The organism is Sphingopyxis yananensis (assembly GCF_020687785.1).
Classification (GTDB): Bacteria; Pseudomonadota; Alphaproteobacteria; order Sphingomonadales; family Sphingomonadaceae; genus Sphingopyxis; species Sphingopyxis yananensis.
The window spans coordinates 556,490-576,374 of sequence record NZ_JAJEWI010000010.1; the positions used below are offsets into that span (position 1 = coordinate 556,490).

Here is a 19,885-nt window from a genome sequence, read left to right on the forward strand (position 1 = left end):
ATGACACAGGGCGCGATCATAGAACGTATCGCGGCGCGCGGTGACGGCGCGACGGCGGATGGACGCTATGTTGCGGGCGCTGTGCCAGGCGATATTTTGCATGATGATGGCCGCTTGGAAGAAGGGCCGAACCGTGCGACGCCGCCATGCCGCCATTTTGGCAAATGCGGCGGCTGTCAGTTGCAGCATGTGGCGGAGCCGGCCTTGGCGGAATTTGTGCGCGACCGTGTGGTCGGCGCATTGGCGGGCCAATTGGTGGAAGCGGGCGAGGTGCGACCAGCCTTTTTGTCGGCCCCTGCGTCGCGTCGCCGTGCGTCGCTGACCGCGCTGAAGAGCGGGAAACAGGTGGCGATTGGCTTTAATGCCGAAAAGAGCAACCAGATTGTCGACATGCGCATGTGCCCATTATTGGCACCGGAATTGTTCGCGCTGATTGCGCCTTTGCGCCAGTTGCTGGACAAAATTGCGCCGCAGCGCCGCCCTGTGAAGGTCAAATTGCAACTGGTTGACCAAGGGGCGGAAGTGATTTTGGAAGGCGTGAAGGCCGAGGGGCTGGACGCTGCGATGGGATTGCAGGATTTTGCGGCTGATCATCGTTTGGCGCGTTTGGCGATCGACCAAGGGGATGGGCTGGAAGTGGTCTGGCAACCCGAAGTGCCGACTATGACCTTTGGCGATATTAGCGTGGAAGTGCCACCCTTTGCCTTTTTGCAGGCGACCTTGTCGGGTGAGGCGGCGTTGGTGGCGGCGGTGCGCGAAGCGGTGGGCGATGCGGGCGCGGTGGCCGATTTATTTGCCGGCGTTGGGACATTTGCTTTGTCATTGGCCGAGGGGCGCAAAGTCTATGCCGCCGAAGGGGCGCGGGATGCCATTGGGGCGTTGACCAGCGCGGTGAACCGCGCGCGGGCGCTGGTGGCGAGTGAGCATCGCGATTTGTTCCGCCGTCCGTTGGTGCCCGCCGAGTTGGAAAAATTTGGCGCGGTGGTGATTGATCCGCCGCGCGCAGGCGCAGAGGAGCAGGTGAAGGAATTGGCGGCTTCGGCTATGCCGGTGCTGGCCTATGTTAGCTGCAATCCCGCCAGCTTTGCGCGGGATGCCAAAATATTGGTGGATGGCGGTTATCGCTTGGATTGGGTGCAGCCGGTTGGCCAGTTCCGTTGGTCTACCCATGTGGAACTGGCCGCCCGTTTTTCGCGTCCCTGAAGCGAAAAAATGATGATTGGTGCGGGGGTTAGAGTAGCAAGCCCCGCACCGCATTGATGCACAGGCCAAGCAAGGACAGGCTGCCCAAGGCGAACAATAAGAAGCGCCACATGACGCGGTTGACGGTGGCTTGTACCAAGCTGTGCAGGATGCGCAGAACGACATAAGCCCATGCCAATTGGGTGTTCAGGCCGCCCCCCATGCCCGCAATCGCCAACGCCAGACAGATGGCGTAAAAGACCGTCGGTTGTTCCATCAAATGATTGTAATTATGCGCTTTCCACTGGACCTGTGGCGGCAGGGCATCATCGAGATTGCGGCCCGTGGTGCCGACCAGATTTTTGGCGTCGATTTTGGCGCGCTGCATGGCGGGTATGCGCACGGCATACATCCATATCCACATGAGCATGGACCAGAGGCCAAGCAAGGCGACAGGCCCCAAAATGCTGTGATCGTTCATATACCCCTCCCTTATGGTGTTAAAATATTGGATATCACCCCATGGTTGTGACCACCGCCAAAATTGTGAGTGCGAACAGGCAGATGGTTGACAATGTAAACAGCATGAGGCGCACTGGAATGCGGTTGGTGGTGGCTTGCCACAGGCTGTGGATGATCCGCAGAGCGACATAGGCCCATGCCAGATAGCGGGTCAGATCACTGGTGCCGCCGGATAGGTGAAGGCAGAGAATGACCGCATAAAATAAAACAGGTTGTTCCAGTAAGTGACTGTAATTATGTCTTTTCCAATTGGCCTGTGGCGGTAAAATAGCTTCGAGATCTTGGCCGCGTCCGCCGGGTGGTGCATTTTTAACATCGACGCCCGAGCGTGCAATGGCGCTGAAGCGTGAGACGCCAAGCCAAATGAGCATGATCAGTGTCCACAGCGCCAATATGGCTGCGGGTGCAAGCAGGCTGGTTGGCATATATATTCCCCCTCATATATTTGCCGAACCAGCCTATTGTATGGCCTGTCAGGCGTAAGATTTGATAATTTATCTTATGTTTATGCGCTTTCTTACATGCTGGCAGCCTTGGCGCGGAGGCGTGGGCCATCTTCGTTGAGGCGCGGGGCGAAGCCCAAGGGGGCGTGCGGCGCCGCGCCAAATTTGACTGGTGGGCGGCTTTCCAAAAAGCTGCCGACGACGGGATGCTCACGTTGTTGAAAATAGCCAATGGCTTGAAGATGGGGGTCTTGTGGCACATCCGCCAAATCGCGTGCTGGCATGGCGGGAATGTCGTTGGCCGCGAAAATTTCCATCCACTCCGCTGTGCTATGCTGCGGTGTCTTTTTGGAAATTTCGGTGTAAACTAAGGAAAATACCGTGCCATCTTCATAGGCTTTGGCAAATTCGGGCGTGGCCATGAGGTCGTTGCTGCCGATCAGGCCCAAGATACGCACCATCGATTCGGCGGTATAAGGAACAATGGCCATATAGCCGTCTTGGGTTGGGAAAGGCTGGCGCGTGGGGTCCAATTGGCGCGGATATCCGGCGGGGCCGATGGGCGGAACCAAGGTGGCGTCGCGCAAATGTTCGGTCATCATGAAGGATGTGAAACATTCAAACATCGGAACTTCAACGGCTTGTCCCTCGCCCGTGCGAAGTTTGTGAACAATGGCCGCTAAGATGGCCTGTGCGCCATAAAGGCCAGCGACCTTGTCCGCGATGAGCGAGGGGAGATAGCGGGGGCGGTCATGACCATCGACGCGGGGCAGCAGGCTGGCGGTGCCCGTGGCGGCTTGGATGACGTCATCATAGGCCTGAAGGTCGGCATAGGGGCCGTCCTGTCCAAAACCCGTGGCATGCATATAGATGATGTCGGGTTTGATGGCTTTGACGGATTCGTAGGAAAAGCCCAGCCGTTCAATCGCTTTTGCGCGGACATTGTGGACGAAAACATCGGCGTCCACAATCAATGCGCGTAAAACATCAGCGTCTTCGGGGTTTTTCAGGTCAAGGGCGATGGATTGTTTGCCGCGATTGACGGTTAAATGGATGGACCCCATGGTGGCGTCGCCGTTTTTGCCGCTGCCCAAATAGCGCGATACGTCGCCGATATTTGGGGTTTCTACCTTGATAACCTCTGCTCCCATATCGGCCAGCATTTGTGTGGCATAGGGGCCAAAAATAACTGTCGTTAAATCAATGACTTTAATTCCATTGAGCATGGACATCGCCTGGGGTTCCTCTCTCTCTTTGCGGTATCGGCAGGTCTTATGTCCGCCTGATGCCATTGCTGAACCGGCGCGAGCCAAGGGACAGCAAGGGAAGATGCATCGGCGTTTTGCGGCGGAATATCCCCAACGTCGCGCCATGCGCTTCCCCTATTTTCAGTCTGCCTGTCCTTTGGCGGCATGTCCATTGCTGATCCAGTGCTGGCGTGATGCGCCGAAACTGCTGGGAATGGGGGGAAGTGGGTGCCTGTGATAAGGACGATGTGGGATCGATAGAAAAATTACTTTATAACAGTGGGATGAGAAACAATTTTGAATGTATTTCGACGATAGGCGCGCGTAACAACAAAGGGGCCGCGCCATGGTGATGGAGCGGCCCCTGTTGAAAATGCCAGTGTCGATGACGAAGCTTAGAAAATCTTCGTGACCGTTGCCGTGCGGCGTTCCGGTTCGACTTCGCCGGTATAGAGGCTGGTCATTGGTTCGTCGCTGACGACGTGGGTTTCTTCGGAACCAAAGCCGTTAAACTGGGTCCGCATGGCGCAGCCATAGGCACCGAGCATACCGATTTCGATGAAATCACCCGTTTTGATATCGTTCGGCAAATAGAAGGGACCTTCCATATGGTCGATATCGTCGCAGGTGGGGCCATAGAAGCTGAATGCGGTGGTTTCCGTACCTTCTTCTGAACTACGCAAAAGATTGACAGGGAAGCGCCAGTTGACATGGGCCGCGTCGAATAAGGCACCATAGGCCCCATCGTTGATATAGAGAATGTCGCCGCGACGCTTTTCGACGCGGACGATCAGGCTGCTATATTCCGCCGACAAGGCACGGCCCGGTTCGCACCACAATTCAGCCGAATAGCTGATTGGCAGGCTTTCGAAGCTGCGGTGGATGGTGTCAAAATATGCATCGAGCGGGGGTGGTTCCATGCCCGGATAGGAGGATGGGAAACCGCCGCCAACATCGACAATATCCACCGTCACCGATGCCGCGACAATGGCCGCACGGACGCGTTCCATCGCTTGGGCATAGGCGTGTGGGCTCATGGCTTGGCTGCCGACATGGAAGCAGATGCCAAGGGCGTCCGCGGCCTGACGGGTGGCCATCAGCAATTCGGTGACGTCCGCTGGGTCCGCGCCGAATTTTGAAGCCAAGCTGAGCTTGCTGTGATCAGAAGATACGCGCAGACGCACAAGCAGGTTCAGATCTTGGGCACCATTGGTGGCGCGCACGATCTTTTCCAATTCATCCATCGTGTCGAGCGAGAAGGTGCGGACGCCATGCTTGTGATAGGCTTCGCGGACAGCTTCTTCGGCTTTGACGGGGTGCATGAAGCATAAAGTCGCGTCAGGCAGCGTGCGTTTCACCAAGCGCACCTCTGCGATAGAGGCGACGTCATAATGGGTTACGCCGGAATCCCACAGAACGAGCAGCAGGTCAGGCGACGGATTCGCCTTGACCGCATACATGGTCGTTCCCGGAAAACGTTCGATGAAGAAACGTGCAGCCCGCCGCGCCGCATGTGGGCGGACGAGGGTTACAGGTTCAACTGGCGAAGATGCCTGAATCAGCCCGAAGGCGCTATGATGCTGATGCAACGCAAGGGACCCCCAAAGGTAGTTAAACGAACAAAGGCTGCCTTGCGGTTATTGGAAGTCCCCCTGGGGCAGCGGTCGCGCATATATGGTCGGTCGATTTTGATGTAAAGTGTTTCTGTGAATTTTTATTGGAATTTCCGCCATTTTATGATGCTTTAGCGGCGTGTTCTGGAATGTTTTGATGGCGCGAGGCCGATAAAAAGCCCGAAAATCAGCCATGTTTGGCGATGTTGTCCGCATGACAGGCAAAATGCGCAGAAATGACAAAAAAAGTGACGCATCAGAAGGGGTGGCACACGCCCATGTGGTTGGCCTTGTGGGCGTGTGTCATTTTATGGGGGAGAAGGCCTAGCTGAGTCGGGATTTGAAATCCGCATAATCAAAGCTGGCGACTTCGCGCAGCTCATCAGTTTCGCTGTCCCACAGCCAGATGGCGGGCAGTGGTACACCGTTGAATGTGTTGGTTTTGACCATCGAATAATGGCCTTGATCGAGGAAGGCGAAGCGCCCGCCGATTTGTGCGCCGCCGGGCAGGGCGTAATCGCCGATCACATCGCCCGCGAGGCAGCTTGGGCCACCAAGGCGGGTGACGGGCGCGCCATCTTCTTCGCCGAGCATGGCGGGGCGATAGGGGGCCTCGATCACGTCGGGCATATGGCAGGTGGCGGAAATATCGGTGATGCCGATCGGCATGCCATTTTCGAACAGGTCGAGGATTTCACCGACCAAAATGCCCGCGTCCAGCGCAACGGCCTCGCCGGGCTCAATCATCACCTCGCAGCCGGTATCAGCCTGAACTTGCTTCAAAAAGGTGATCAGCTCATCGATTTGATAGTCGGAGCGGGTGACATGGTGGCCACCACCAAAGTTGATCCATTTGAGTTGGCCGAAATAAGGCGCGAGTTGGGGTTTGACCGATGCCCATGTGCGCAGCAACGGCGGGAAATCTTGTTCGCACAGGCTGTGCATATGCACGCCATCGACGCCGTCCAGATGTTCTGGGCGAAGCTGGGAGATGGGATGGCCCAAGCGGCTGCACGGGGCGGCTGGGTCATATTTTGGCACTTCGCCTTCGCTGTGCATCGGATTGAGGCGCAGGCCGATGTCGAATGTTGCGCTATTAGCGCGCAATTGATCGAGCAAGGGACGGAAACGGGCGATTTGGCCGGGGGAGTTGAAGATCAGATGATCGGACAGCGCAGCGATTTCGGGCAGGTCGGATTCCTTATAGCCCGCGCAATAGGTGGCGACTTCGCCGCCATATTCTTCGCGGCCAAGGCGCGCTTCGTAAAGGCCCGAAGCGCAGACGCCGTCGAGATATTCGGCAACCGTGCTGCCGAGCGACCACATAGAGAAGGCCTTGAGCGCCGCCAAAACTTTCGCGCCCGACGCGTCGCCAATATGGCGTAGCACCGCGAGGTTGGCGCGGACTTTGGCGGCATCCACCACAAAGGCGGGCGATGGCACGCGGTGGAGGTCGAAATTGGCGAAGGCCCCGGGGTCACCGGCACGCGTTTCCATAGTCACTTATCCTGCTTAGTCTGTGTCAGGCCGAGATAGGGCCTTTGAAAATGAAGAAGGCACCTGCGGCGATGAACAAAAAACCGATCAAATGATTGACGGTTAATTTTTCGCCCAGCCAGAAGGTAGCGAAGCCTGCGAAGACGATCAATGTGATGACCTCTTGCATGGTTTTCAACTGTGCCGTGGAATAAACACTGCTTCCCATGCGGTTGGCGGGAACGGCAAGGCAATATTCGAAGAAGGCGATGCCCCATGCCATAAGGATGGCGAACCATACGGGGCGCGAGATATCGCCCAAATGGCCATACCAAGCGAAGGTCATGAAGATGTTGGAGATAAACAGCAGGCCGATGGGGAGAAGATAGGCTGTCATGGCATGATGTCCGCTGTTGGCTGGGGTGTTACGCTGGGTAGCATGAACGCAATGCGGGCGGGAAGCGTGAGATACGCCGTCCCGCCCGCACGCGAAATCTTGCGGATTAGAAGCTGAGCGGTGCGTCCAATTCCTTGATTTGCCATGGCAGGCCATGCTTGTTCAGCATGTCCATGAAGGGATCTGGGTCCATTTGTTCGATGTTGAACACGCCTTCGCCGCTCCACGTGCCCGTCACCATCATGGCGGTGCCGATCATGGCAGGAACGCCGGTGGTGTAACTGACAGCTTGGTTGCCGGTTTCGGCATAGGCATCTTCATGATCGCAGATGTTGTAGAGATACAAGGTCTTTTCCTTGCCATCCTTACCGATGCCGGTTGCGATAACGCCGATGTTGGTCTTGCCCTTGGTGGTTTCACCGAGGCTGGAGGGTTCGGGAAGAACAGCCTTGAGGAACTGAAGCGGAATGATTTCCTTGCCTTCGTAGATCACCGGATCGATGCGGGTCATGCCGATATTTTGCAGCACGGTGAGGTGCTGGATATAAGCATCGCCGAAGGTCATCCAGAAGCGGATGCGCTTGATTTCGGGTAGGTGGGTTTTCAGGCTTTCGATTTCCTCATGGTACATGAGGTACATATTCTTCGGGCCGACCTGTTCGAAATCAAACTCTTGCTTCACCGACATGGGCGGGGTTTCGACCCAGTCGCCATTTTCCCAGTGACGGGCAACCGCGGTGACTTCGCGGATGTTGATTTCTGGGTTGAAGTTGGTTGCGAAGTGCTGGCCATGGTCGCCGCCGTTGCAATCCAAGATATCGAGCGTGTCGATACGGTCGAAATGATGTTTTTTCAGGTAGCAGGTGAACACGCTGGTGACACCAGGGTCGAAGCCCGAACCCAGCAGCGCCATCAGGCCAGCTTCCTTGAAGCGGTCTTGATAAGCCCATTGCCAATGATATTCGAACTTCGCTTCGTCGCGTGGTTCGTAGTTTGCGGTGTCGAGATAGTGCGCGCCGGTTTCGAGGCAGGCGTCCATGATCGTCAGATCTTGGTAAGGCAGCGCAAGGTTGACGACATGGGTTGCGCCGATTTCGCGGATGAGGGCAGCGGTTTCTGCGACATTATCGGCATCAACCTGTGCGGTTTTGATGGTGACGCCGGTGCGGGTTAGCACGCTGGCGGCGATGTCGTCGCATTTGAATTTGCGGCGGCTGGCCAAGGTGATGTCGGGGAAGATATCCGCGTTCATCGCCATCTTGTGCACTGCCACCGAACCGACGCCGCCAGCGCCGATCACCAAAACCTTGGTCATTCATTATCTCCTGTAACTGCCCGTGCAGTTCAAACTTCATTGCGGGGCCTATAGTAGAAAGCTGTGTGAGATACAAAGGGTCGCGCGGCGACTTTGTTCCTTTTGCGGGCAGTCCGTCATTTTTATCGCGGCGGGAAACATCTGGTGGCTTGTGCATTGCTTTCTTGAAACAGAAGGAGGGCCGAAATGCTGAAATGGAAATATCTGTGCGCTATGACTGTTGGCGGACTGACTTTGGCTGCTTGTGACGCGTCTGATGCGCCGGAAAATAAGGCGTCACCGCAAGAGGCCGCCGTGACAAAGGGAACGAAGGCGCCCGTGAACGCAAGCAGTCCGCACCGTTTTGCAGCGTGGGCGGGTCGGTGGACGGGCGTGGAGGGTATGTATGTGGATATTGCGCCGACGACGTCGGAAAACTACCGCTTGGTGATGCGATATGACCTTGAGAATGAAGGGGAGTTTGTCGGGCGCGATAGCGAGCATGGCATAAAATTTACGCGCGGAACGGAGCCGCTGTTGTTGCGGCGGAGCAGCGGAGAGGAAACGGGGCTGAAATATCTGGCGGGCAAGCAAGATTGTTTGATGGTGAAAGATGGCGAGGGATATTGCCGCGATTGAGGCTGTTTACGTCATTGACGCGGGCATGAAAAAAGGGCGGAGCCGCAGGTCCGCCCTTTTTGGAATATATCGGGTCGCCGAAGGTTTAGGCGGCCTTTTGAAGGGCCAGTCGTTCCCAAATTTCGCTGAGGGCCTGTGTCAGCTCGGTCATCATGTCTTGCGTATGCGATGGCCCCGGCGTGAAGCGCAGGCGTTCGGTGCCGCGCGGCACGGTTGGGAAGTTGATGGGCTGGACGTAAACGCCATATTCGGCCAGCAAAATGTCGCTGATTTTCTTGGCGCGGACAGGGTCGCCGACCATCAAGGGGACGATGTGGGTGGTGCTGTCCATCACCGGAAGGCCGGCGTCGCGGAAGCTTTGTTTCAGAAAAGCCGCAGCCGCTTGTTGCGCGTCCCGTTCTTCGCTGGAGGATTTGAGGTGACGCACGCTGGCCAGCACGCCCGCGACCAATACCGGTGACAGGCTGGTGGTGAAGATGAAGCCGGGGGCATAGCTGCGGATGACGTCGATGATATTTTTGTCAGCGGCAATATAGCCGCCCATGACGCCAAAGGCCTTGCCCAGCGTGCCTTCAATGATGGTGACGCGGCTTGCGGCCTCGTCACGGTCGGTGATACCGCCGCCGCGTGGGCCATACATGCCAACGGCATGAACTTCGTCGCAATATGTCAGGGCATTATATTTTTCGGCCAAATCGCAAATGGCGTGAATGGGGGCGACGTCGCCGTCCATCGAATAGACGCTTTCAAAGGCGATCAGCTTGGCCGCAGAGGGATCGTCAGCGGCCAGCAATTCTTCGAGGTGCGCGAGGTCGTTGTGACGCCAGACGCGCTTTTCACAATTGCTGTTGCGAATGCCCGCGATCATCGAGGCGTGGTTCAGTTCGTCGGAATAAATGATGCAGTTGGGCAAGAGTTTGCCCAGCGTGCCCAGCGTGGCTTCGTTGCTGATATAGCCAGAGGTGAACAGCAGCGCGCCTTCTTTGCCGTGCAAGTCGGCAAGTTCAAATTCCAGATCGACGTGATAATGGGTGTTGCCGCCAATGTTGCGGGTGCCACCGGAACCGGCGCCGACATCGTGCAGCGCATCTTCCATGGCCGTGATGACCTTGGGATGTTGGCCCATCGCCAAATAGTCATTGGAGCACCATACGGTGATGGGTTTAGGCCCATTGTGGCCAGCGAAACAGCGGGCGTTCGGAAACGCGCCTTTATTCCGCAAAATGTCGATGAAAACGCGGTAGCGGCCTTCTTCGTGAAGGCGGTCGATAGCACGAGCGAAAATATCGTTATAGTTCACAATGCAGCCCCGTCCATGGTCGGTACATGGCGCCAAATTTGCAGCGTCGCCCGCGTCAATACCCATGAATTCCCAAGGAATCCAGTGCAAACATGTCGCAATTAGGCGTTGGACGAGGGGGAGTGATATTTTTGCTGACCAAAATGTCAGTAAAATGAAGGAAAGATAAGATATTGGGCGGGTTAGATGATATCCATCGAATCAATTCCAAAAGGACGCAGGCTGTCCAGTGGCGGCAGAATATGGGTGTCGCTTTTGGTGAAAACGGCCACACCGCCGCTTGGGTTGGCGGGCCATGATTGGCCTTGGGTGAGATAGGCGATGCGCCGTGCGATGCCGTCTGACCCGTCAATGAGGCGAACATCAGGACCAAAAGCCTGTTGCAATTCTGGAGCCAGCAGCGGGAAATGGGTGCAGGCCAGCACGACAATATCCAGATTGTCACCACCATTTTGGCGGCGCAGGCCGTCCACCGCGCTTTGGATGGCGGCGGGGTCAACAGGCAGGCCGTGAAGCTTGGCTTCGGCGGCGACAACCAATTCGGGGCTGCCGTGGCGAAGCACCAATTGGTTGGCGGCATATTGGGCGCTGAGGTCGTCAACATAGGGTTGGCGGACCGTAGCGGCGGTGCCGAGCACGCCGATGACACCGGTGCGGCTTTGTTCGGCGGCGGGTTTGATGGCGGGGACCGTGCCAACGATGGGTACGTCCAGCGCGGCGCGAACATGGGTCAGCGCGATGGTGGATGCGGTGTTGCAAGCGATGACCACCAAACGGGGTTGATAGCGTTCGACAAGCCGGCCCAGCAGAGCGGGGACGCGGGCGGCGAGCATGGCTTCGCTTTTTTCGCCATAAGGCAGGCCCGCATAGTCAGCGGCATAGATGATGGGCGCGTTGGGCAGGAGTTTTCGTGCCTTTTCCAGCACGGTTAGGCCGCCAAGGCCGCTGTCGAAGAATAAAAGTGGCGCGTCAGCGGCAGGAAATTGACCCATAATGGTGGAAACTATAGGCGAAACAGCGCAAGGCCAGCAAGCGCAACATTGACCGTGCGGCCTGCTTCGCGCCAAAAGCAGCACAGATTTTTTCATTTTTGATTCCGGTGAGCCATGTCCAGTTCCGCTTTGTTGATCCTGATTTTATTTGTGGCGGGCTATTTGCTTGGCTCCATTCCCTTTGGCGTGGTGTTGACGCGCTTGTTCGGCGCGGGCGATTTGCGACAAATTGGGTCGGGCAATATTGGCGCGACCAATGTGCTGCGGACGGGGCGCAAGGGCTTGGCGGCCGCGACATTGGTGCTCGACGGATTGAAAGGCGCGGTGGCAGTGGTGCTGGCGCCGCATTTTGTGCCGGAATTGGGCGACCATGCCGCGATGATTGCGGGTGCGGCGGCGATGATTGGCCATTGTTACCCCATTTGGCTGAAGTTTAAGGGCGGCAAGGGTGTCGCCACCCTGTTGGGTGTCAGCGCGGCGCTGGCTTGGCCGATTGGGCTGGTCTTTGCGTTGGTATGGGTGGCAACAGTGGTGATGTTCCGCATTTCGTCGCTGGGCGGCATGTTGGGCGCGGTGTCGGCGCCGATTGCGGCGCTGGTGATGGGGAATATGGTGTTTGCGGCGGGCTTGGCGGGTTTGGCGCTGATTGTGCTGCGTAGGCATAGCGAGAATATTGCACGGCTGCGCGCCGGAACGGAGCCGCGTGTGGGCGCATCAAAGGGGTAGGCGATGAACGGGGGGGAGCGCATTGCCAGACTGCGGTTGATCCGCAGTTCGGGTATCGGGCCGGTCGGTTGGCATCAATCGATGCAGCGATGGGGCAGCGGCACCGAGGCCCTATATCAATGGCGGCACCAATGGCGGGGGGCTGTGCATCGGCGCGGCCAAGTGTCGGGGCCATTGGCCAGTGAGCAGGATATTGATCAAGAAATGCGGCGGGTTTCCGAAGTGGGAGCCCGCCATATTTTTTATGATGAGGATGATTATCCGGCTTATTTAAAACAAGTGGATGTGCCGCCGCCGGTATTGATTGTGAAAGGGCGGGCGGAGATTTTGGCGCGGCCCAGCGTGGCGATTATTGGGGCGCGCAATGCGTCAGCGGCGGCGTGCCGCTTTGCGCGGCAGATGGCGCATGAGCTGAGCGATGCTGGTGTGAGCGTGGTGAGCGGCTTGGCGCGGGGGGTGGATACGGCAGCACATATCGGCGCGCTGAACGGCGGTACCGCGGCGGTGATTGGCAGCGGCATGGATATCAGCTTTCCGCCAGAAAATGCGGCGTTGCAGGAGCGTATTGGCGACGAGCATTTGTTGATCAGCGAATATCCGATGGGGACACAGGCCAATGCGCGGCAATTTCCTGCGCGCAACCGGATTATTGCGGGTAGCACGATGGCGACATTGGTGGTGGAAGCGGCCCCCAAATCGGGGTCGTTAATTACCGCGCGGCAAGCGGGGGAGTTTGGGCGCGACGTGATGGCGGTGCCGGGGTCGCCGATGGACCCACGGGCGCAGGGCTGTAATCGCTTGATCCAAGATGGGGCGAATTTGATACAAAATGCCGAGGATGTGTTGGCGTTGCTTCGGCCCATCGATGCGCGCATGACCGACCGGCGGCAGATGTTTTCCCCTACGGGGTGGGCGGAACCAAAGCGGCAGGCCGAAATGGATTGGGGGGCGGCGTCAGCGAAGGCGGTGGGCGCGAATGATATGGTCGATACGTCCGCTAGCCCAAGCATGGCGGAACAGATTACCGCTTTATTAGGCAGCGTGGCGGTGAGCATGGATGAATTGGTGCGCCAGTCGGGCGGGGATAGCGCGGTGGTGCAAAGCGTGATTTTGGATTTGGAATTAGCAGGGCGAATAGAACGACATGCGGGCGCGCGGGTGTCGTTGATCGGCTGATGTGGGTGATTGGCTGGATTTAGACCAGCCGGAGCGGCAGGCCGGAAACCATGAAATAGGCTTGGTGGCTGAGCGCGGCGATGTCTTGGTTGAGGCGGCCTGCTTCGTCGCGAAAGCTGCGGGATAGGGCGTTGTCGGGCACAATGCCCATGCCGACTTCGTTGGACACAAAAATGAGCGTGGCGCGCAATGTGGGGAGCAGGGCGCAGAGAGCGTTGCGCTGTTCCCTGATATTTTGGTCCGCGAACATCAAATTGCTGAGCCATAGGGTGAGGCAGTCGATGAGGATGACGCGGCCTTCGCTGTCATGGCGGCGCAAGGCGCCCGCCAAATCTAGCGGTTCTTCGATATTTTGCCAGCGGGCGTCGCGGTCTTGTTGGTGGCGCACAATACGCTGTTGCATTTCGCTGTCCAAAGCCTGTGCAGTGGCGAGGTAGATGGGGCGCGGCGACAGGCTTTCGGCCAGATTTTGTGCATAGCGGCTTTTGCCTGACCGCGCCCCGCCAGAGATATAGATGATATTGGAGGTCATGATCGGTTGTCCGTGAGGCCCGCGATGGCCGCGATTTTACCAAGGTCGAGGCAGGCGGTGAGTTGGTCGGCGATGCTGTCGAGGGCGCTATCAACCGCAGCATGATAATCGGTGCCGCTGCCCGCCGCGCCAAGGCGCGTCAGCAAGGCATGGCGGAAGGGGGCAGAGGCGAAAATGCCATGGACATAGGTGCCAAAGATGCGCTGGCAGGGCGATATGGCGCCGTCGCTGTGGCCATGATCCAACCGTGCGAAGGGGGGTAGTGCCGCGTTGGGGGTGCTGGGCTGGGTGATGCCCATATGCATTTCATAGCCGTTAATGGCCGCGCCCAAGGCGGTGCCGCTGGCGGGTTGCAGGATTTTTGTGGGACCAATATGGGTGGTGATGGGCAAATGGCCCAGCCCCTGTGCCATGCTGGCGCTGCCTTCGACGCCCGCATCATCATAGAGCGTGTCGCCCAGCATTTGATAGCCGCCGCATAGGCCGAAGACCATGCCGCCGCGCCGCAAATGGGCGGCGATGTCGATGTGCCAGCCTTGTTCGCGAAGGGCCGCGAGGTCGGCGATGCTGGCTTTGGAACCGGGCAATATGATGAGGTCGGCATGGGGTGGGATGATCTGGCCGCGTGGGACCATGATCAGATCGACATCGGGTTCCAGCGCCCATGGGTCGAGATCGTCGAAGTTGGAGATATGGGGCAAGATGGGGCAGGCGATGGTGATTTTTTTGGGGGCGCTGGGGGACGCGGTGCTGAGTGTCACGGCATCTTCGGCGGGCAGCAGATGGAGGTCGCGCAGCCATGGCACCACGCCCACACCCTGCCAGCCGGTGCGCTGGGCAATGTCGTGATAGCCGTCGTCGAACAAAGCGGGATCGCCGCGAAATTTGTTGATTAAAAACGCCTTGATCATCGCATTATCGCCGTCGTCCAGCACCATTTTTGTGCCGACCAAGGAGGCGATGACCCCGCCGCGATTGATATCGCCGATCATCACCACGGGGACATTGGCGGCGCGGGCAAAGCCCATATTGGCGATGTCGCTGCCGCGCAAATTGGTTTCGGCGGGGGAGCCTGCGCCCTCAATAATCACAAGGTCGGCTTGTGACTGGAGGCGGTGGTAGCTGTCTAGGACTTTGGGCAACAGCGCGGCGCGTTTTTCGCGAAAGTTTAGGCCGGTCATGTCGCCCGCGACGCGGCCATGGACGATCAGCTGGGAACAGTAATCGGCTTGGGGTTTGAGCAGCACAGGGTTCATGTCGCTGTGCAGCGGGGCGCGGCAGGCAATGGCTTGGAGGGCCTGTGCGCGGCCGATTTCGCCGCCATCCATGGTAACGGCGGCATTGTTGGACATATTTTGTGGTTTAAAAGGAAGAACCCGCAGCCCTTGGTTGGTGAAGGCGCGGCAAAGGCCCGCGACCAGCACCGATTTGCCGACATCGGACCCTGTGCCTTGAAACATTATGGCAGCCATAGCGACATTTCCCCTGTTGCGACGATGATGATGGCGACGATCAGCCATGTTAACGCGTAGCAGCGCCGGATTATATGCAAGGCACGGCGGATGTCGGTGCTGCTGGCGTTGGTTCGGCCTTCGCCAATCCATGGCTTGGCATAGGTTTCGCCGTCATATTGGCTTGGCCCCGCAAGGCGAAGGCCCAGCGCGCCTGCCATCGCAGCCTCTGGCCATCCGCTGTTGGGGGAGGCGTGGTGGGCGTGATAGCGCCATGTGATGGATAGGCTGCGGCCTATATGGCGCTGGCACAGGCAGATGAGTAGCGCGCTGATGCGGGCAGGGATGATGTTGGCGATATCGTCCATGCGGGCGGCGGCCCAGCCAAAGGCGGCGTAGCGCCTGTCTTTATGGCCGATCATGCTGTCGGCGGTGTTGATGGCTTTATAGGCCCATAGCGCGGGCAGGCCGCCCAGCAGGAACCAGAACAGCGGCGCGATGATGCCGTCGGACAGGCTTTCGGCCAGACTTTCAATCGCGGCGCGGGCGACGCCATGTTCGTCCAGCACGCGGACATCGCGGCCACAAATTTGGCCCACGGCGTGGCGGCCTGCGTCCAAGCCGCCATGGTCCAGTGCGTCGGCCACCTTTTTGGTGTGGGTGTAGAGGCTGTGCTGGGCCAAGGCGGGCCATGCGAGAAGCGCGATCATGAGGAAAGACCAGCGGCCCAAGAGATGATCGGCGAGCAGCATGAGGGCGTGGCAGATAGCAAGGGTGAAGATGAGCAGCAGCAGCAGCGTGAGGACGCCCGCCATGCGGCGACGAGCGAAGCTGTGATGTGGGGCATTCCATGCGCGATCACAGGCGACGAGCAAGGCCGCGAAAGCCCCGACGGGGTGGCCGATACGGGAGTAGAGGGCGCGGGGCCAGCCGAGCGCGGCGTCAAGGATCAGGGCGATGAGGGCGGATAGACTAAGCATCGCGAGACTGAGCATGGCGGGCGGGGGTGAAGCTGGCGAGGGCGGCGCTGAGCCGTGCGTCATGGGCTGAGGAGGCGGGCAGACCGAGGCGCAAATGCTGGGGCTGGTCCGCGAAGGGGCGTGTGAAAATGGCGTGGCGGCACAGATGGTCGAATAAGGCGGCGACATCGTCGGTGACGATGAGGCGGAAGAGGTGACAGTCACCCGCTACGCCCAAGCCGTGCTGGGTTAAAAGATCGGTGAGGGCGGCGGCGCGCTGGGCGAGATGGGCGCGGTTGTGCGCGGCCCATGCTGTATCCAGCAAGGCTATGCGGCCCAGCGTGACGGCGGCGGCGGAGACGGGCCATGCGCCGATGCGTTGGCGCAACGAGGCGATAAAATCTGGCGGGCCGAGCACAAAGCCCAAACGCAGACCCGCAAGGCCGAAGAATTTGCCGATGCTTTTGAGGATGATGAGGCGTGGGTGATCGGGCAAATTGGGGGCCATGCTGATGCTGGGATGCGCGTCGGCATAGGCTTCGTCGATGAGGGTCCATGCGGTGGGGCGCTGCACGAGCAGGGTTTGGAGCGCGGCGGGGGGCAAAATGCGGCCGCTGGGGTTGGCGGGGTTGGCGATGATGAGCGGGCTGTGCGGGATCGCGGCTTGATAGTCGGCGATGGTCCGCCCGTCGGGGAACATTTCTTGGTGGGTGCGGTAGCCGCCAGTCTCGCTCTGTCCTGCGCCGCCCAGCATTTGGCCGATCAGCCGCATGGCGATTTCGCTGCCTGGGACGGCGCAGATGGAAGCGGGCGGTACGCCATAATAGCGGGCGGCGGCGGCTTCCAAGGCGTTCAGATCATCGGCTTCGGGTAAGCGGTGCCAGTTGACGGTGATATTGTCGGGGATGGGCCATGGGTTGGGGTTGATGCCGGTGGACAGGTCCATCCAGTTGGGACCAGCGTCGGGATAGGCAAGGCGGGCTTGTGCCAATGCGCCGCCATGCCATGTCCAGCGGGTGATGTTGGGCGCGGTCATAACGGGATAGTTCCGAGGGCGGGTGTGATGGTGGCGGTTAGCAGGGCGGCGAAGAGCAGGACGCTTTCGCCCCATTCAATGCCCGCGCCATGACCATCGCCCGAAATGCCGCCGATTTTGCGCATGATCCAGCCTGCCCAGAGCGCGAAGAAGATTGGCGCGGCGAGGAGGGCGGGGAAGAAAATGGCGGTGGTCACAAATATGGTGGACCAGATCAGCAGCAGCCATGGCCGGACATAGGGCCGGAACATATCGCCAAGGCCCGCATGGAGCGAAGGCAGGAACAGCGCCCAGACCAAGGGACCAATGCGCGTGACCATGGGGATGACCAGCAGATAGGGCCCGGCTTGCGCCGACAAGAGCGCGTGGATGAGGATGAATTTGCTCAGAATTTGCAGCGCGATGGCGACGGTGCCAAAGCTGCCGATATGCGGATCGGCCAAGACGGATAACAGCTTGTCCTTGCTTTGATGCGCGGCGCCGCTGGCGTCCGCGATGTCGCCCAATCCGTCGAGGTGGAGCGCGCCCGTGATGGCGACCCATGTGACAAGCACCGCCAGCGCGCTGACCCATGGACCGAGCGAAGCGGTCAGCGTGGCGACGCCGAGCAGGGCGGCCCCAATCATAAGCCCGACGGCGGGAAACCAACGGATGGAGGCGGCGAATTCCGCCTTGCTGACGGTAAGGCGCGGGGTGGGGAGACGGGTGAGGAATTGGACCGCGACGATGAGGCCCTTCATGGCTGAAGCGCCTTCAGTTGGCCGACCCAGTGGTGTTGGTTTGGGCGCTGTTCGGCTGGGCGTTCGTCGGGCCAAAGCGATAGGGTGAGACGCGCGGCATAGGGGATGGCGATGGACCAGCAATGGTCGTGCGGCAGACCCAGCAGCAGGTGCAGCGCAGCGCGTATGGACCCTGCATGGGCGACGATAAGGCCGGTGCCGCTTGCCATGTCAGCGAGCGCGGCGTCGACGCGCTGGATGAGTGCGGCGCGGCTTTCGCCCTGTGGTGGGCGGTGTTGATCGGGATCTTGCCAGAAACGGGTGAGGGCGTCGCTGTCAATATCGGCGGCGGTGCGACCGTCCCAATCGCCAAAATCCAATTCCCGCCAGCGCGGGTCGCTGGTTAAGGGGCGCTGATAATGATCGGCGATGCGCTGAGCCGCGCCCGCACAGCGCGACAGGTCGGACGTCATGATCCAATCGGGCGCGTGCGGGGCGGGAAAGGCCGCTTGGGCCTGTGCCACGCATTGGTCATTGCCTGCTGTGGTGGCGGGCATATCTTGATGGCCCAAAAATGTCCCACTGATGAGGGGGGCACCATGGCGCAGCAAGTGGAGGGTCAGCGGGGCGGTCATGGGCGGGCGCTAGGCGGTCGGCGCATGGACGGAGGCTTCGGCGAATGTGGCCATTTGTTCGTGGGCCATTAGCGCCGAGCGCAGGATATTGGCGGCGACGGCGGCTCCGCTGCCCTCACCAAGGCGCATGTTTAAGGATAAGAGCGGCGTGAGGCCGAGCTGGGCGAGCATTTTTCCATGATAGGGTTCGGCGGAGACATGAGCTGCCAAGCAATGATTGGTGATGGCGGGATTGTCCGCCGCCAAGGGGGCGATGGCGGCGCAGCCGATGAAGCCGTCGAGCAGCACCGGAATATGTTTGAGGCGCGCAGCGAGGGCGGCCCCCGCCATGGCGGCAATTTCACGGCCCCCCACGCGGCGCAACGTTTCAAAAGCTGAGGATGCGGCATAGCTGTGGGTAGCCAATGCGCGGTCGACGGCGGTGATTTTGCGTTGTTTGGCTTGGTCGTTGATGCCAGTTCCGGGGCCAACCCAATCAATGGCGGTGCCGCCAAAGCTGCGCGCTGCCAACGCCGCGCCAGCGGTGGTGTTGGCGATGCCCATTTCGCCCAAGGCCAACAGGTGCAGATGATCGTCGATCATGCTGGCCCCAATATTGAGCGCATCGAGACATTCATGGCTGGACATGGCGGGCGCGGCGGTGAAATCCGCGGTGGGGCGGTCAAGGTCGATGGCAGATACGCATAATTCCAGTCCGGCCGCCTGACATAAAGCGTTAATCGCCGCGCCGCCGGATTGGAAATTTTGCACCATGGCGGCCGTGACACTGGTGGGAAAGGCGCTGACGCCATGCGCGGCGACGCCATGATTGCCCGCGAAAATTGCCATGCGGGCGTGGGTCAGCACGGGCCGTTCGCATTGTTGCCAGCCAGCGAAAAATAGCGCGATGTCTTCGAGTTTGCCAAGCGAGCCGAGCGGTTTGGTGAGCTGGGCTTGGCGCGCTGCTGCGGCGGCGCTGGCGGCGCTGTTGGGGCTGGGCAGATTGGCGAGAGCATTTTCGAAGGCGGCGATGGAGGGGAAAAGAGCCATGGCTTGATTATTCCTCTGTCATGCCAGCGGGCGGGGTGCGGGTGATGAAATGACCCTTCACACCGTCTGGCCACTGGGAATAGGGGACGCGGCCATCGGGGCTGGCGGCATAATGGACGGCATAGTCCAGCAAGGCCGTGGCAGAGGCATCGTCGGGGGTGAATTTGCCCAGCACATAAGAGATTTTTTCGTCGTCGCGCAGATGGGCGGTGCAATGATCGGAGCAGGCAAAAAGGCAGGCCATTTTTTGAATGGAAATGCCGCTGTAGCGTGGGTCGGCATCGCGAATGCGGACCAAGGCGTCATGGAAAACCATGCCGCCGCGTTGGCCATCGGTGTTATCGCGGGCATCTTTGGTAAAGCGGCAGGTGCTGCACGCGACGATGGACGGGCCATGTTCGGTTTTTACAAGCATGAGATTGCCTCATTTCGATGAATTTTGAGATGGAGCGGCGGCCGACAAGGCGAGGCCGCATGGGCGGGGGAGCGATGGCTGGCGTGCGGCCATGCTCCCCAG

The 19,885-nt window shown here is 59.3% G+C and carries 21 protein-coding genes; 4 read left to right on the forward strand and 17 right to left on the reverse strand.

The genetic code is table 11. From position 1 onward, the window contains the following. Positions 1 to 1,203 carry a class I SAM-dependent RNA methyltransferase gene (locus tag LKO31_RS14065; RefSeq protein WP_227691168.1) on the forward strand — a complete coding sequence of 401 codons (1,203 nt, stop codon included), beginning with the start codon at positions 1 to 3 and terminating at the stop codon, positions 1,201 to 1,203. 28 nt (positions 1,204 to 1,231) lie between these two features. Here LKO31_RS14065 and LKO31_RS14070 read toward each other — a convergent pair whose 3' ends face one another. The 7 genes from LKO31_RS14070 to LKO31_RS14100 form a co-directional block, all read right to left on the reverse strand. Beyond that, complete coding sequence (locus tag LKO31_RS14070) at positions 1,232 to 1,663, reverse strand: MAPEG family protein (protein WP_227691169.1); 432 nt, start codon at positions 1,661 to 1,663, stop codon at positions 1,232 to 1,234. 34 nt (positions 1,664 to 1,697) lie between these two features. Beyond that, positions 1,698 to 2,129, reverse strand: a complete 432-nt coding sequence (locus LKO31_RS14075; protein WP_227691170.1) for an MAPEG family protein — start codon at positions 2,127 to 2,129, stop codon at positions 1,698 to 1,700. Positions 2,130 to 2,221: 92 nt separating this feature from the next. Beyond that, entirely contained in the window at positions 2,222 to 3,373 is a 1,152-nt protein-coding gene (locus LKO31_RS14080) for a CaiB/BaiF CoA transferase family protein (RefSeq protein WP_227691171.1), read from the reverse strand. Positions 3,374 to 3,789: 416 nt separating this feature from the next. Beyond that, the gene (locus tag LKO31_RS14085; RefSeq protein ID WP_227691172.1) at positions 3,790 to 4,983 is read right to left on the reverse strand and encodes a type III PLP-dependent enzyme; all 1,194 of its coding nucleotides are present in this window, start codon (positions 4,981 to 4,983) and stop codon (positions 3,790 to 3,792) included. Positions 4,984 to 5,331: 348 nt separating this feature from the next. Further along, positions 5,332 to 6,504 carry a carboxynorspermidine decarboxylase gene (locus tag LKO31_RS14090; RefSeq protein ID WP_227691173.1) on the reverse strand — a complete coding sequence of 391 codons (1,173 nt, stop codon included), beginning with the start codon at positions 6,502 to 6,504 and terminating at the stop codon, positions 5,332 to 5,334. A gap of 25 nt (positions 6,505 to 6,529) precedes the next feature. Further along, complete coding sequence (locus LKO31_RS14095) at positions 6,530 to 6,880, reverse strand: DMT family protein (protein WP_227691174.1); 351 nt, start codon at positions 6,878 to 6,880, stop codon at positions 6,530 to 6,532. A 106-nt stretch (positions 6,881 to 6,986) separates the two neighbouring features. Continuing rightward, entirely contained in the window at positions 6,987 to 8,195 is a 1,209-nt protein-coding gene (locus LKO31_RS14100) for a saccharopine dehydrogenase family protein (protein WP_227691175.1), read from the reverse strand. Positions 8,196 to 8,381: 186 nt separating this feature from the next. Here LKO31_RS14100 and LKO31_RS14105 point away from each other — a divergent pair, with 186 nt between their 5' ends. Further along, positions 8,382 to 8,813, forward strand: a complete 432-nt coding sequence (locus LKO31_RS14105) for a hypothetical protein (RefSeq protein WP_227691176.1) — start codon at positions 8,382 to 8,384, stop codon at positions 8,811 to 8,813. Between the two features lie 85 nt (positions 8,814 to 8,898). On the opposite strand, the gene hemA is transcribed toward LKO31_RS14105, so the two are convergent. Next, positions 8,899 to 10,113, reverse strand: coding sequence for a 5-aminolevulinate synthase (gene hemA / locus LKO31_RS14110; RefSeq protein WP_227691268.1), 1,215 nt, complete (start codon positions 10,111 to 10,113; stop codon positions 8,899 to 8,901). 182 nt (positions 10,114 to 10,295) lie between these two features. Beyond that, positions 10,296 to 11,105: a glutamate racemase gene (murI, locus tag LKO31_RS14115; RefSeq protein ID WP_227691177.1), complete on the reverse strand. Its 810-nt coding sequence runs from the start codon at positions 11,103 to 11,105 to the stop codon at positions 10,296 to 10,298. A 114-nt stretch (positions 11,106 to 11,219) separates the two neighbouring features. Here murI and plsY point away from each other — a divergent pair, with 114 nt between their 5' ends. Further along, positions 11,220 to 11,831: a glycerol-3-phosphate 1-O-acyltransferase PlsY gene (gene plsY / locus LKO31_RS14120; protein ID WP_227691178.1), complete on the forward strand. Its 612-nt coding sequence runs from the start codon at positions 11,220 to 11,222 to the stop codon at positions 11,829 to 11,831. A 3-nt stretch (positions 11,832 to 11,834) separates the two neighbouring features. Next, on the forward strand, positions 11,835 to 13,007 hold the full coding sequence (gene dprA / locus LKO31_RS14125; protein WP_227691179.1) for a DNA-processing protein DprA: 1,173 nt from the start codon (positions 11,835 to 11,837) through the stop codon (positions 13,005 to 13,007). 19 nt (positions 13,008 to 13,026) lie between these two features. Here dprA and cobU read toward each other — a convergent pair whose 3' ends face one another. Genes cobU through LKO31_RS14165 form a run of 8 tightly spaced genes read right to left on the reverse strand, consistent with a single transcriptional unit; the run spans position 13,027 to position 19,783 of the window. Next, positions 13,027 to 13,539: a bifunctional adenosylcobinamide kinase/adenosylcobinamide-phosphate guanylyltransferase gene (cobU, locus tag LKO31_RS14130; RefSeq protein ID WP_227691180.1), complete on the reverse strand. Its 513-nt coding sequence runs from the start codon at positions 13,537 to 13,539 to the stop codon at positions 13,027 to 13,029. Beyond that, positions 13,536 to 15,011 (reverse strand): cobyric acid synthase, encoded by a 1,476-nt coding sequence (locus tag LKO31_RS14135; RefSeq protein WP_227691181.1) that lies wholly within the window; start codon positions 15,009 to 15,011, stop codon positions 13,536 to 13,538. Before LKO31_RS14135 ends, cobU begins: the two co-directional genes overlap by 4 nt. After that, positions 14,999 to 15,970 (reverse strand): adenosylcobinamide-phosphate synthase CbiB, encoded by a 972-nt coding sequence (cbiB, locus tag LKO31_RS14140; protein WP_227691182.1) that lies wholly within the window; start codon positions 15,968 to 15,970, stop codon positions 14,999 to 15,001. Before cbiB ends, LKO31_RS14135 begins: the two co-directional genes overlap by 13 nt. Next, positions 15,963 to 16,985, reverse strand: a complete 1,023-nt coding sequence (locus tag LKO31_RS14145) for an aminotransferase class I/II-fold pyridoxal phosphate-dependent enzyme (RefSeq protein ID WP_227691183.1) — start codon at positions 16,983 to 16,985, stop codon at positions 15,963 to 15,965. Before LKO31_RS14145 ends, cbiB begins: the two co-directional genes overlap by 8 nt. Beyond that, a complete protein-coding gene (locus LKO31_RS14150) occupies positions 16,982 to 17,725 on the reverse strand; it encodes an adenosylcobinamide-GDP ribazoletransferase (RefSeq protein ID WP_227691184.1) in 744 nt (247 codons plus the stop codon). Before LKO31_RS14150 ends, LKO31_RS14145 begins: the two co-directional genes overlap by 4 nt. Next, positions 17,722 to 18,339 carry a histidine phosphatase family protein gene (locus tag LKO31_RS14155; protein ID WP_227691185.1) on the reverse strand — a complete coding sequence of 206 codons (618 nt, stop codon included), beginning with the start codon at positions 18,337 to 18,339 and terminating at the stop codon, positions 17,722 to 17,724. Before LKO31_RS14155 ends, LKO31_RS14150 begins: the two co-directional genes overlap by 4 nt. Before the next feature lie 9 nt (positions 18,340 to 18,348). Beyond that, positions 18,349 to 19,368, reverse strand: a complete 1,020-nt coding sequence (gene cobT / locus LKO31_RS14160) for a nicotinate-nucleotide--dimethylbenzimidazole phosphoribosyltransferase (protein WP_227691186.1) — start codon at positions 19,366 to 19,368, stop codon at positions 18,349 to 18,351. A gap of 7 nt (positions 19,369 to 19,375) precedes the next feature. Further along, the gene (locus tag LKO31_RS14165) at positions 19,376 to 19,783 is read right to left on the reverse strand and encodes a DUF1636 domain-containing protein (RefSeq protein WP_227691187.1); all 408 of its coding nucleotides are present in this window, start codon (positions 19,781 to 19,783) and stop codon (positions 19,376 to 19,378) included. Positions 19,784 to 19,885 lie beyond the last annotated feature (102 nt).